This is a genomic window from Acidimicrobiia bacterium (assembly GCA_036396535.1).
Taxonomy (GTDB): Bacteria; Actinomycetota; Acidimicrobiia; order Spongiisociales; family UBA5794; genus DASWKR01.
Window position 1 is genome coordinate 1 of sequence record DASWKR010000058.1, and the last position, 13250, is coordinate 13250.

The window sequence follows — 13250 nt, forward strand, 5'->3', positions numbered from 1 at the left end:
GTGTCCGAGGTCGCCGAAGCGCTCGGGAGGCGCGAAGTCCCCCGGCACGGCGCTCGTGCCGAAGAGGCTCCTCAACTGCGACTCCGGGTCCATGGCGAGCCACAGGTCGTCGGGATGCAGGTAGGCGGTCACCGACGTGTCGCTCACCAGCCGACCCGCCCCGCCGACGTGGTCGATGTGTCCGTGTGTGACGAGCAGTGCTTCCGGGTAGCAGCCGATGTCGGCGAGGAGGCGGGCAGTGCCTGCTGCGTCCGGGGGGGCGTCGATCACGACGGCAGGCCCGCCGGGGCCGCGGGCGATCACGTAACAGTTGGTCGCTGCGGCCCACAGCGGCACCGAGTGCACGATGAGAGGCACCCGTCGAGGCTAACTCCCCTCGACCTCGTCCTTCGCCAGAACCTCGAAGGCGGCGCCCGGCCCGCCGTTCTCTTCGAACGGGGTGTCGACCGGGCCGGGGTAGTACGACGTGAACCTGTTGGCGTAGTCGAGGCCATCCCCGCACACGTCGACTGCGGCGATCGGCCCTACGACGCTGGCATCGTTGGCGGGGTCGAAGATCTCACGGGCCAGAGCCAGCCCGGTGGCGACGGCGCGGTTGCCCAGTTGGACCTCCCCCTCGGAGACGAGGACGATGCCGGTGCCCCCGAAGGCGGTGATCGTCGATGGAGCCGCAACCACGGCCACGTCGGCCGTGAGCTGAAGCAGGTCGCCGCCACCGTTGAAGGCGACACAGTTGAGGGCGTTCGTCGGATCGACGGCGCTGCTGTCCATGATCACCGAGGCGCCTGCGCTGTTGTGGCGGACCGTGGCGTCCATGTCGAAGGCATAGAAAACCCCCGTGACCGCCGCCGTCGTGCGCCACAGCGTGGCGCTGACGCGCCGCCACCCCGGCGGGTCTCCCCCCACCGGGTTGCCGGAGCACGGCACGCCCGTCGTCCCGCTCGGCGTGACCGGATGCCCCGGACCGTAGTGCGCCCCCCCTTGGGCGAGAGGACACAGGTCGTACCAGCTGAGATCGTGCATCCGGGTGGCGTCGACGACGGGGAGCGGCTCCACCGGTGTCGGGGAGACGCAACCGGGCGGATTGGGCTGGGTGTACCCGGAGTCGACCGACTCGGTGGCGCATCCGGTGATGCTCAGCGAGATCGCCTGATCGACCGAGCCGTTGGCGTGCAGGTCTCCCTGAGTGGCGGGCGGGAGGTGCGACACGGCGGAGTTGTTGCCGGTCACGAAGTCTCCGCCGGCCAGGACTCCCTCATCGGCGGTCCACGTCACAACCCCGCCACCCGCGGCGCCCTCGTATGCGACGGACAGCACCCGTGCCCGAACCGGAACGGCCGCCGCCGATTCGTAGAACCCGACCGAGTAGACGACCTTGGTCCCGACCGGCTTCAGGATGACGGCCTCGCCGTCCGGCTGCGGGCGCACCGTGGCCGGGCTCGTCACCGGTGCCGACGCCGCGTAGCTCCTGGCGGCATCGATGATCGATTGGCGATCGGCGAGCGCCGCGGCGGAGTGGCCGGTGTCGATGGCGTCCGGGTCCGGCTCGAGAGCGAGCTCAGAGAGATACTCGTCCAAGCCTCCCTCGGCGACGAACAGGGCGGTGTCCGATCCCGTGGCGGAGGCCGTGAGCGACGCTTGCGACGAGCTCCTGAAGACGATCAGGGCGGTCAGCATGATCATCACTGCCCCGAGGAACACCACGCTGGCGAGGGCGAACCCGGATTCGTCGCCCAGTGCCTCTCGGAGGCGACGGCGTCTCATGCGTTCCTCACGTTCACCCGTGTCTTCAGCGTGCGCGTCGACGTCGTCCGGCCCTGGTCGACGCCCACCGTCAGCGTGATGGTGACGGTGGAGCCCGCCACGGACAGCTCGGAAGCCGCCTCGTCGACGTCGTCGAGCAGGATCTGTGCCGAGGCACTGGCGCCGTCGACGTATCGCTGCAGCTGGCTCGACACGATGCTCCAGGTGACCCGCTCGCCCGCCGAGTCCGGGCCGGCGCCGTTGCCATCGAGATCGATCCACACCTCGACGCTGTTGGGGCTCGCCGCGGTGAGCAGGCCGTCGGCGAATCGCAACTCCCGCTCGATCTGCGACTTGGCGAAGCGAAGCTCGTTCAACGCGTCGAAGTCGGCCTCCTGGTTCATGTCGACGCCACTCGTCGTCGAGATCCACGTGACCACGAGCGCCAGGGTGGCAACGGCAATCGACGCTCCCATGAGCAGCTCGGCAAGCGATATCCCTCGTTCGCCGCCCACGATGCGCCGGAGGGCTCCTCTCATTGCGCAACCTCGGCGACTTGCGTAGAAGCCACGTACGAGTGCGCCGTCCTGTACGTCGTCCATTCGATCACGACGATGACCCGTCTGAGGTCGGTGCCCGCGTCCGTGACGAACTGCCTCACGTCGAACGACTGGGCGTCGACCACTTCAGCGCCGGCGACGAACGGATCGATCTGGCCGGGGTCCGGGTCTTCAGCCGTGTAGGTACCGGGATCCACGACGAGCTGCTCGTCTCCGTTCGGCAGGTTGAAGGCGCTCGCGTAGACCAGCGATCCATCCGTGCGGACCCCATCGGGAGCGGGCGCCGTCGTCAGCTCGACCTCGGTCCACATCAACCCGCGAGCGTCTTCGAGTGCCTGAGTGGCGATGGCGACGGCCTGCTGGCGGGCCCGCACGTCGCGCTGATTGCGAATCGAGAGCTGCATCGTGGTCGCCGCGGTCACGAAGAGGAGCACGAAGATGACCAGGCCGACGATCGACTCGACGATCGTGAACCCGCCCTCGCCGGACCAGCGCGGAACTTCCGCCGAGCCACCAGTGGTCGGCTTCGTCTTGCCCATCGTCGTCTCCCGGACGGTCGCGTGCCGCCTCGGCTGGTATCGACCGACCGGGCTCAGGGCTTGAGTCGCCGGACGGCGCACGCCCGCCAACCGGATGGAACGGCGCTCAGCCCTGCGGAACCAGGCGGTAGGCGTCGAACACGCCGTCGACGGCCCTCAGGTCCCCGATCGCCCTGTCGAGCAGCTTCGGGTCGGACAGCTCGACCTCGTAGCGCAGGATGGCGATGCGGTCCCTTCCGGTGGCCGACGAGGAGGCGTGGATGTTGGCGCCCAGATCCGAGAGGGCGGAGGTCACGTCCCGCAGCAGCCGCGGCCTGTCGAGGGCCTCGACCTGGAGCCAGACGAAGAACGAGCCGACGTTGCCGTCCGCCCAGCTCACGTCGACCATGCGCTCTGCCTTGGCGCCGAGCGCCCCGATGTTGGCGCAGTCGTCGCGATGCACGGACACACCGCGACCGACGGTGACGAAACCGACGATGTCGTCACCCGGCACCGGAGCGCAGCACCTGGCGATGCGAACCATCATGTCGCCCATCCCCTCGACCATGATGCCGCGCGTCGGGCGCCTGCTCCCCGGGACGGCGGGAGGTTCGAGGAGGTCCTGCTCGTCCTCATCGGTGTCGGGCGAGAGCAGCCTGGCGAGCCTGTTCGTCACGGTCTGGGGGCTCAACCTGCTGTCGCCGACGGCGACGTACATCGCCTCGACGTCCTCGTAGCCCAAGTCGGTCGCCACTTGGGCGAGCATCTTGTCGCGACCCGTCGAGCCGCCCCCGAGCGACTCGCGTCTCATCGACTTGATGACGAGATCCCGGCCGTCGGAGAGGGCGATGTCACGCCGCTCCTTGGTGTACCACTGCCGGATCTTGGCTGCCGCCCTGCTCGACTTGACGAAGTCGAGCCAATCGCGACTCGGGTGGGCGTCCTGAGCCCGCGATGTGATGATCTCGACGATGTCTCCCGACTCGAGCTCGGTCGCCAGCGGCACGAGTCTGGCGTTGACCTTGGCCCCGACGCAGCGGTGCCCGACGTCGGTGTGTATCCGGTAGGCGAAGTCGACCGGTGTCGAGCCGCGCGGCAAGGTGATCACGTCGCCGCGCGGGGTGAGGGCGAAGACCTCGTCCTGGTAGAGATCGAGCTTCAGGTTGGCGAGGAACTCGGCAGGGTCCGTCGCCTCCTCCTGCAGGAAGCGGAGGTCGGCGATGAATGGGATGTCTGCCGGCCCGACGCCCTCCTTGTACCGCCAATGAGCTGCGATGCCGAACTCGGCTCGCTCGTGCATCTCATACGTCCTGATCTGCACCTCGAGGGCCTTCCCGTCGGGGCCGACGACGGTCGTGTGCAGGCTCTGGTAGAGGTTGAACTTGGGCATGGCGATGTAGTCCTTGAAGCGGCCGTGGATCGGCGGCCACATCGTGTGCACCAGTCCGAGGACGGCGTAGCAGTCGCGTACGTCGTTCACGAGCACCCTGATGCCGATGAGGTCGTGGATGTCGTCGAAGTTGAGCCCGCTGGTCACCATCTTCTTGTAGATCGAGTACAGGTGCTTCGGGCGGCCGGTGACTTCGGCTGCGATGCCGGCATCGGAGAGCGCTGTGTCGACCTCGGCGGTGACCTTCTCGAGATAGCTCTCGCGCTCGCCTGTGCGCCGCCTGACCAGCTCCTCGAGCTCGGCGTTCGGCTTCGGGTAGAGGGCGGCGAAGCAGCGCTCCTCCATCTCGTGCTTGATCTCCTGCACGCCGAGCCGATGGGCGAGCGGCGCGTAGATCTCCAGAGTCTCGGCGGCGACTCGCTGGCGCTTCTCGTCGGAGAGCGGGCCGAGCGTCCTGACATTGTGGAGCCGGTCGGCCAGCTTGAGCAACAGCACGCGGATGTCCTTGGCCATCGCGATCGCCATCTTCCTGATGGTGGCGGCGTGCTGCTCCTCACGCGACGAGAAGCGGATGCGGTCGAGCTTCGTCACGCCGTCGATGAGCCCGGCGACCTCGGCGCCGAACTGCGCTTCGAGTGCCTCGAGCGCCACCTCCGTGTCTTCGACGAGGTCGTGAAGCAGGGCGGCGATGAGCGTCGCCTCGTCCATCCCGTATCCGGCCAGGATCTCGGTGACGATGAGCGGGTGGATGATGAAGTCCTCGCCCGTCTGTCGCGTCTGACCTTGATGGCCCGACCTGGCCACGCCGAAGGCCTCGATGATCCGGGCCGTGTCCGCCTCCGGGTAGTTGGCGCGATACATCGTGAGGATCGACTCGAGGATCTCCTCGGGCGACCGGGCTACCGCCGACTCAGTCGCCGCCATAGTGCACCACCGTGTGCACCTCGACCCCGTCGAGCCTCGACCGGCCGTTGAGGAACCCGAGCTCGATGAGCACGGCGACGCCCGCCACCCCGGCGCCGAGTTTGCGAACCAGGTCGACGGTCGCCCTGGCGGTACCCCCGGTCGCCAGCACGTCGTCGACGATGAGCACGCTGTCGCCTGCCTGAACCGAGTCGCGATGCACCTCGAGTGTCCCACTTCCGTACTCGAGGCTGTAGGTCTGCGTCTCGACGATCCACGGGAGCTTCCCCGGCTTGCGAACCGGAACGAAGCCGGCCCCGAGGCGGTCGGCGGCCGGAGCCCCGAAGATGAACCCCCGGGCTTCGATCCCGACGACCTTGGTGACGCCGGTGTCGTGGAAAGGGCCCGTCAGCTCGTCGAGCGCCGCCTCCAGGCCCTCGGGATCGGCGAGGAGTGGCGTGATGTCCTTGAAGACGATGCCTGCCTCCGGAAAGTCGGCGACGTCACGGATGAGGGACGCGAAGTCGAAACCCATGTCGCGACGAGCTTAGAGAGCCAATGGTGCAGGGCATACGTTCTCGTAGGCCCTTCCCGCGACGAAGCCGACGACTTGCGGGTCGCCGGCGGCTGCTCAACGGCGCTTCTTGCGCTGCCGGGGCGGCCGCGGGACGGCGCCGGACGCCGCCGGCGACCGCGGCTCGACGGCGACGTCCTGGCGTGCCGGGGATGCGACTGCGGCCTGCTCCAACAGCTCGGGTACCCGCCGCTCGGCACGGCGCTCCATGCGCCGCCACTGAGGCTCCCGCTCCTTCCAGAGCGTGAGCAGGGGCGTCGCGATGAAGATCGACGAGTAGGTCCCGGCGGCGACCCCGACGAACAGGGCGAGGGCGAACTCCCGCAGGGTGTCGGCACCGAGAGCGTATGAGCCGACGAAGAGCAGGCTTCCGATCGGGAGGAGCGTCGTGAGCGACGTGTTGATCGAGCGCATCAGGACCTGGTTCATCGAGAGGTTGGCGATCTCGCCGTACGTCTGCTTGTTGGCGAGCTCGCGAGCGTTCTCGATGATCTTGTCGAACACGACGACCGTGTCGTAGAGGCTGTATCCGAGGATCGTGAGCACGGCGATGACGGTCGACGGCGTCACCTCGAAGCCGACGACCGAGTAGAAGCCCGCCGTGATCAACAGGTCGTGGAAGAGAGCCGCCATCGCCGCCATGGCCATCTTCCACTCGAACCGCCAGGTGATGAACAGGGCGACGACGCCGAGGAAGATGACGAGCGCCTCGACGGCTCTTCTGGTGATCTCGGCGCCGAACGTCGGACCGACGGCATCGACGTTGGTGTCGTCCACGGACGCCCCGGCGATCGCCGCCACTGCGGAGACGAGCTCGTCTTGGTGCTGAACCGAGAGCGCCCGTGTCTGCACCAGGATGAGGTCGTCGTTGTCGCCGACGAGCTGAACTCGCGCACCGCCCTCGCCGATCGCCGAGAGGGCGCTGCGCACTTCGCCGATCGTGACCCCGGCCTCGTTCGGCGCCTCGACGATCGTGCCGCCTGTGAAGTCGACGGACCCGTCGAGCTTTCGGGTGGCCAGCGAGATGATCGAGATGGCGATGAGGACGCCCGAGATGACGAAGAACGTCCGCCGCCTGCCCACGAAGTCATAGCCGGTCTCTCCCCTGTATAGGGTGCCGAGGACGCTCACGCGGTGGCCTCGGTCACCGAGTGGCGGTCTCTGCCCATGGCGCCACGCATCGAGATGGCCCCGCCCTCGCCGAACCCCGTCCGCACGAGCAGCGTGACGGCGGGCCTGGTGTAGAAGTAGGCGACGAGCACGTCGACGACGGTGGCCACGCCGAGCGTGACCGCGAAGCCCTTGACGGGGCCGATGGCGAGCAGCCACAAGAGGATCGAACCGGCGAACGTCACCGTGTCCGCCGTGATGATCGTGTGGAAGGCGCGCTTGAACCCCGTGTCGACGGATGGCCGCAACGCCTTGCCGCGCCTGTGCTCCTCCTTGATCCTCTCGAAGAAGACGATGTACGAGTCGCTCGTGATCCCGACGGACACGATCACGCCGGTGACCCCGGCGAGCGTCAGCGTCGTCCCCTGGTACCGGCTGAGCAGGGTGATCATCAGCAGCAGCAGCGAGCCGAAGACAGCCAGGCCGACGACGGCGACGAGCCCGAGCACCCGGTAGTAGAGGACGAGGGCGAGTGCGACCAGGGCGAGGCCGCCGATCCCGGCGATGAGGCCGGCACGCAGCGAGTCGTCGCCGAGGGTCGCCGAGACCGACTCGACCCGCTCCCTCTCGAACACCGTCGGCAGAGCGCCATAGCGCAGGATCGTCGCCAGGTCCTCGGCCTCCGCCTGGGCGTTCTCCGACGAGCCGATCGTGATGAACACCTCGTCGGGTTCGAGCCCTTCACCGGCCGCCACGTCGTCGGCGACCTGGGGTGCGGAGTTGACCACTCCGTCCACGACGATCGCCATGGATCGCCTCGGGTCCGCCGTCGAGTAGGTGGACAGCAGGGCAGTGGCGTCGCGGAACTTGTCGCCGCCGGGGCCTGTGAACGTCGGATCGACCACCCAACCGCTGCCGCCGCCGAGGCTGCCGCCGATGAAGCCGGCGTCGGCCCCGGTGATGTCGGCGCCCGTCAGGAAGGCGGGCCCCACCTTGTAGATGAACCCGTCCTCGGCTGCGAGGTAGGCAGCTTCGAGGTCGGGCGAGTCCTCGATCGTGATCCCCGTATCCGGGTCGATGTTCTCGGGCGGAGGCGCCGGCACCGTCGTCGTCGTCGTGGAATCGCCCGGTGCCGCCGTCGTCGTCGTGGCCCCTGTCGTCGTCGTCGTGGCCCCTGTCGTCGTCGTCGTGACCCCTGTGGTCGTCGTCGTGACCCCTGTGGTCGTCGTCGAATCGTCGGGGGCGCCGGTCGTGGTCGCACCGTCAACGGTCGTGGTCGTCGATCCCGACACCTCGTCCGGTGTCCCCGTCGTGGTCGTGGTGTCGTCCGGCTGGAGCTCCTCCGGCGGCTCGAGCGTCCCGTCGGTGAACGCCGGCGAGATGAAGTTGCGGTCGATGACGGGACGGAACGACAGGATCCCCGTCGTCCCGACAGCCTCGAGCGCCCGCTGACGGTCCTGGACACCCGGCAGCTGGACGAGGATCCGGTCGGAGCCCTGCACAGAGATCTCGGGCTCCTGGACGCTGCCCAGGTTCTCGATGCGGCGCCGCATGATCTCGACCGCCACCTCGAGCACCTCGGCGTCTGCTCCCTCCGGAGCCTTCAATGTGACGGCGAAGCCGCCCTGGAGGTCGAGTCCGAGCTTCGGGGTCCAGCCGACCGCCAGAGACGATCCGAGTGATCCGAATGCGATCGCCATCGTCACGAGGAGCATGACGAGCATCCGACCGCGGCTCATGCATCCCCCGACGTGAGCCGCTCGGCGATCGCCCGCTTGGCGACCCGCAGAGTGGTACCACCCCCGACGTCGAGGTGCACCTCGTCTGCGTCGAGCTGGCGCACCGTTCCGAAGATGCCGCCGATCGTCCTCACGTCGTCACCGACGGCGATCGAGGTGCGCATCGTCTCGGCGGCCTTCATGCGCCTGCGCTGCGGTGCGATGAAGAAGAGATACATGAAGACCCCGAGCACGAGGAAGGTCACGAGCAGGCTCGCCGGGGAGCCGCCGGTGGACTCCTGCGCAAGTAGCAGGTCCTGTGGGGCGATCGGGAACACGGATCCTCCAGTGGGACGCGTCACCGCGGGTCGGTGATGGGGCGAGATTAGTTGTGGCCGCTCGATTCGGAGAACCCGCGCCCCGCCCTGATGGCGGCGGCGACAGATGCGAACGTCCCCTCGTGGATGGCGGCCCGTAGGCGTGCCACCAGGTCGAGCGTGTATCGGAGGTTGTGCAGCGTCAGCAGCCGCATGCCGAGAGCCTCGCCCGTGGTGAGCAGATGCCTGATGTGCCCTCTCGTGTACCTGGCGCACGTCGGGCAGGGGCATTCCTCGTCGATCGGGGCGCCGTCTGCCGCCCACTCGGCCCGCTTCATCGAGAAATCCCCCACGCGGGTGAGGGCCTTGCCGTGCCGGGCCAGGCGGGTCGGGAGCACGCAATCGAACATGTCGACCCCCCTGGCGATGGCGTCGACGAGGCCATCGGTGTCGCCGAGGCCCATGACGTATCGAGGCTTGTCCGGCGGCAAGGCCGCCGTCGTGATCTCGATGGCGTCATTGCGCTCAGCCGACCCTTCCCCGACGGACAGGCCTCCGATGCCGAATCCGGACACGTCCAGCCCGGCTGTGAGCTCGGCGGACCGTGCCCGCAGCTCGGGGTCGACGCCCCCCTGGACGATCCCGAACAGGGCGCGGTCGTCGCGGCGCTTGGCTGCGATCGCCCTCTGCGACCACCGCAGCGTTCGCTCCATCGCCTCGGCGACTTGATGGCGCGGGCTCGGCAACCCGATCAGGACGTCGAGCACCATGGCGATGTCGGCTCCGAGGGTCTCCTGGATGGCGACGGCGCGCTCCGGCGTGAGGCGCACGAGCGTTCCGTCATAGGTCGACTTGAAGGAGACACCGTCCTCGTCGAGGGCGGCGCCCAGCGACCACACCTGGTATCCCCCCGAGTCGGTCAACACCGGTCCGCGCCACGCCATGAAGCGCTGGAGGCCCCCGAGCGAGGCGATCGTGTCTGCCCCGGGCCGCAACATGAGGTGATACGTGTTCGCCAGCAGGATCTGGGCACCGCTCCGCTCCAGGTCGACGGCGTCGACGAGCTTCACGAATCCCCGGGTGCCGACCGGCATGAAGGCCGGCGTGGCCACATCGCCGTGCGGCGTCGTCAGCACGCCTGCACGCGCCCCGGCGTCGTGCGCCGTGCCCGTCCAGGTGACCGCTTGGCTCACGACCTGCCGGTTCTCGGGATGAGCATGGCGTCACCGAAGGAAAGGAATCGGTACCCGCGCAGCAACGCCGTCTCGTAGACGTCTCGCCATCGGGACCCGAGGATGGATGCGACGAGGACGATGAGCGTCGTACGGGGCGCGTGGAAGTTCGTGACAAGGGCGTCGGTGACGTTCAGGTCGCGGCCCGGCACGATGAATAGGTCACTCTCACCCTCGCCCGGCCCGTCCCAGAGCTCGGCCGCCGTTTCCAGTGCCCGAACGACGGTGGTGCCGACCGCCACGACGCGGCCTCCCCGCGACCTGGTCGCTTCCACCGCCTCCCAGGTGGCTGCCGGGACCTCGAACCGCTCACGATGGATGACGTGCCCCTCGACGTCCTCCGCGGTGATGGGGCGAAACGTGTCGAGCCCGACGTCCAACTCGACCTCTGCGATGGCGATACCCCGGTCGCGCAGTCCGGCGACGATCGCCGAGGTGAAGTGGAGCCCGGCCGTGGGCGCCGCGGCCGAGCCGACGCTCTTGGCGAACATCGTCTGGTACCTCTCGTCGGAGACGAGCCTCCCCCGGAAATAGGGTGGGAGAGGAACGGAGCCGATCGTCGGCAGGATGTCGTCAACGTCGACGATGACGTTGGCGTCGAGGTCGACGACGCCGTCATCGGCCACGGCCACCGTGACGACGCCTTCCCGTACCTCACCGTCGATCGTCGCCGTGAGCCCTTCGAAGACGATCTCGACTCCGTGTCGCAGCCGGCGCGCCGGGCGAGCCAGTGCCGTCCACCGCCCCCCACCGATGGGCCGGAGCAACAAGAGCTCGACTGTGCCCCCGGTGTCTCGCCTGGTTCCGACGACTCGAGCGGAGCGAACCCTCGTCCTGTTCACGACGACCAGGTCGCCTGGGGTCAAGAGGCCGGGCAGGTCGTGAAACCGCGCATCGCGGAGCGTGTCCGTGACGAGCAGGCGCGCCGAGTCGCGAGGCTCGATGGCCTCCTGAGCGATCGCCTCGGCGGGCAGGTCGTAGTCGAAGTCTGCGAGCCGCACCGGGCGACAGTACCGAGCGCACCGGCGGAACCGTCCGTGTCACCGCGCCACCGGTCAGATCAGAGACGTCTGCCCCCCGCCCGGCTCGGGCGGGAGCAGGCCGAGATGGTCGTAGGCCCTGCGTGTGGCGATGCGGCCGCGCGGGGTCCGCTGCAGGAGGCCCTCTTGGAGGAGGTACGGCTCGTAGGCGTCCTCCACGGTCTCGGGCTCCTCGGCAACGGCGATCGCCAAGGTCGAGAGGCCGACCGGCCCCCCTCCGAACTTCTCCACCACGGCGCTGAGGATCGCCCGGTCGACCTTGTCGAGCCCGAGGTCGTCCACCTCGAACACCGTGAGCGCCTCAACGGCGGTCGCCTCGTCGACGATGTTGTCCGCCCTGACCGCGGCGAAGTCTCTGACGCGCCTCAGCAAGCGATTGGCGATCCGGGGCGTGCCCCTGCTCCTCGAGGCGATCGCCTCGGCTCCTCCGTCTCCCACCTCGACCTCGAGTATCACGGCGGAGCGTTCGACGATCGCCCGTAGGTCTTGCGACGAGTAGTAGTCGATGCGAGCGACGTATCCGAAGCGATCGCGCAACGGAGGAGCGACCCGCCCCACCCGCGTCGTCGCCCCGATCAGCGTGAAGGAGGGGAGCTCGAGCCGGATCGACCTGGCGGCCGGTCCCTTGCCGACGACGATGTCGAGCCTGCGATCTTCCATCGCCGGGTAGAGCACCTCTTCGACCTGACGCGGCAGCCGATGGATCTCGTCGATGAAGAGCACGTCGGATGCGTCGAGGTTCGTGAGCACGGCGGCCAGGTCGCCCGGCCTCTCCAGCGCCGGGCCGGAGGTGGTCTGCATCCTGGCGTCCATCTCGGCGGCGACGATCCCGGCGAGCGATGTCTTCCCGAGGCCCGGGGGACCGCTGAAGAGGATGTGGTCGACGGGCTCGCCGCGATGGCGGGCGGCGTCCACCAGGATGGCCAGACGCTCCTTGAGGTCGTCTTGGCCGATGAACTCGTCCATCCGCTTCGGTCGGAGGCCGACTTCGAGCTGGATCTCCTCGGGAAGCGGCGATCGGGTGAGCATCCCCTCTTCCCTCATCGACCTCTCGCTTTCCGGCCGAGCTCACGCAGCGACTCCCTGAGCAGGTCCTCCACCTCGCCTTCCTGCGGGAGCCCGGCGAGCGCTTCGCGGATCTCGGCAGCCTGGTAGCCGAGGCCTTCGAGGGCGAGCCTGACCTCGGCCGCCGGGCTGCCGCTGTGGAGCAGCTCACCATCCGGGAGCTCGAGCCTGGGCCGCAACTCGAGGAGCAGCTTCTGAGCGCTCCGTTTGCCGATCCCCGGCACGGCGGTGAGGGCGTCTGCGTCCTCGGACACGACGGCGCGCCGCAGCTCGTCCGGCGACATCGTCGAGAGGATGGCGAGGGCCACCTTCGGTCCGACACCGGCAACCCCGAGGAGGAGCCGGAACAGCTCGCGCTGATCCTCCGAGGCGAACCCGTACAACGCCAGCGCGTCTTCGCGTACGTATGTGTGGGTGTGGAGCACTGCCTCGTCGCCGATGCCGGGGAGCGCCGCGAGGTCGCGCGCCGACACCGCGATCTCGTACCCGACACCGCTCACTTCGAGCACGACTCGATCGATCGACTTGACGACGAGCGTTCCGCGCAGCCGGCCGATCACCCGATCTCCCCCGCCAAGGCCCTCATCCGGTGCGACTGCAGATGGCACAGGGCGATCGCGAGCGCGTCTGCTGCGTCCGGCGGCTCGGGAAGCCCCTCCATGCTGAACCTCATGGCCACCACCCTCTGCACCTGCTGCTTGACGGCGTCACCGTACCCAGTGAGCGCCATCTTGACCGCCGACGGGGTGTACTCGAAGACTTCGACGCCGGCCTGGGCCGCCGCCAGCAAGGCGACTCCGGAGGCCCGCGCCACGGATGTCGCCGTCTGCAGGTTGCGGTTCACGAAGACCTGCTCGATGGCGACGGCGTCAGGGCCGTGCTCCCCGATGACCGCCACCAAGTCTCGATGCAGCTCGTCGAGCCTCGTGGCGACGGGATCGCTCGGCGACGTGCGGATCACTCCGGCAGCGATCGCCTGCGGGCCGGCCCGACCGTCGCAAACGACGCCGTAACCCGTGACGGACAAGCCGGGGTCGATTCCGAGTACGAACATGTGTTTGGGGAGGGTAGCCCAACTCG

The 13250-nt window shown here is 68.6% G+C and carries 14 protein-coding genes; all 14 read right to left on the reverse strand.

Annotation, left to right across the window (positions count from 1 at the left end; genetic code table 11):
* On the reverse strand, positions 1-357 hold a 357-nt coding region (locus tag VGC47_10385; protein ID HEX9855713.1), incomplete at its 3' end, for an MBL fold metallo-hydrolase.
* 9 nt (positions 358-366) lie between these two features.
* Entirely contained in the window at positions 367-1764 is a 1398-nt protein-coding gene (locus VGC47_10390) for a hypothetical protein (GenBank protein ID HEX9855714.1), read from the reverse strand.
* Complete coding sequence (locus VGC47_10395) at positions 1761-2282, reverse strand: hypothetical protein (protein HEX9855715.1); 522 nt, start codon at positions 2280-2282, stop codon at positions 1761-1763. Before VGC47_10395 ends, VGC47_10390 begins: the two co-directional genes overlap by 4 nt.
* Positions 2279-2842, reverse strand: coding sequence for a type II secretion system protein (locus VGC47_10400; GenBank protein HEX9855716.1), 564 nt, complete (start codon positions 2840-2842; stop codon positions 2279-2281). Before VGC47_10400 ends, VGC47_10395 begins: the two co-directional genes overlap by 4 nt.
* Before the next feature lie 106 nt (positions 2843-2948).
* Positions 2949-5135, reverse strand: a complete 2187-nt coding sequence (locus VGC47_10405) for a bifunctional (p)ppGpp synthetase/guanosine-3',5'-bis(diphosphate) 3'-pyrophosphohydrolase (protein ID HEX9855717.1) — start codon at positions 5133-5135, stop codon at positions 2949-2951.
* Entirely contained in the window at positions 5122-5649 is a 528-nt protein-coding gene (locus tag VGC47_10410; protein HEX9855718.1) for an adenine phosphoribosyltransferase, read from the reverse strand. Before VGC47_10410 ends, VGC47_10405 begins: the two co-directional genes overlap by 14 nt.
* A 96-nt stretch (positions 5650-5745) precedes the next feature.
* Complete coding sequence (secF, locus tag VGC47_10415) at positions 5746-6819, reverse strand: protein translocase subunit SecF (GenBank protein ID HEX9855719.1); 1074 nt, start codon at positions 6817-6819, stop codon at positions 5746-5748.
* Positions 6816-8537 carry a protein translocase subunit SecD gene (secD, locus tag VGC47_10420; protein HEX9855720.1) on the reverse strand — a complete coding sequence of 574 codons (1722 nt, stop codon included), beginning with the start codon at positions 8535-8537 and terminating at the stop codon, positions 6816-6818. The genes secF and secD overlap by 4 nt, the downstream gene beginning before the upstream one ends.
* Complete coding sequence (yajC, locus tag VGC47_10425) at positions 8534-8854, reverse strand: preprotein translocase subunit YajC (protein HEX9855721.1); 321 nt, start codon at positions 8852-8854, stop codon at positions 8534-8536. The genes secD and yajC overlap by 4 nt, the downstream gene beginning before the upstream one ends.
* A gap of 47 nt (positions 8855-8901) precedes the next feature.
* Positions 8902-10026 (reverse strand): tRNA guanosine(34) transglycosylase Tgt, encoded by a 1125-nt coding sequence (gene tgt / locus VGC47_10430; GenBank protein ID HEX9855722.1) that lies wholly within the window; start codon positions 10024-10026, stop codon positions 8902-8904.
* A complete protein-coding gene (gene queA, locus VGC47_10435; GenBank protein HEX9855723.1) occupies positions 10023-11066 on the reverse strand; it encodes a tRNA preQ1(34) S-adenosylmethionine ribosyltransferase-isomerase QueA in 1044 nt (347 codons plus the stop codon). Before queA ends, tgt begins: the two co-directional genes overlap by 4 nt.
* 54 nt (positions 11067-11120) lie before the next feature.
* On the reverse strand, positions 11121-12149 hold the full coding sequence (gene ruvB / locus VGC47_10440) for a Holliday junction branch migration DNA helicase RuvB (GenBank protein HEX9855724.1): 1029 nt from the start codon (positions 12147-12149) through the stop codon (positions 11121-11123).
* The gene (ruvA, locus tag VGC47_10445; GenBank protein HEX9855725.1) at positions 12146-12730 is read right to left on the reverse strand and encodes a Holliday junction branch migration protein RuvA; all 585 of its coding nucleotides are present in this window, start codon (positions 12728-12730) and stop codon (positions 12146-12148) included. The genes ruvB and ruvA overlap by 4 nt, the downstream gene beginning before the upstream one ends.
* Positions 12727-13224: a crossover junction endodeoxyribonuclease RuvC gene (ruvC, locus tag VGC47_10450; protein HEX9855726.1), complete on the reverse strand. Its 498-nt coding sequence runs from the start codon at positions 13222-13224 to the stop codon at positions 12727-12729. The genes ruvA and ruvC overlap by 4 nt, the downstream gene beginning before the upstream one ends.
* Positions 13225-13250: the final 26 nt, after the last annotated feature.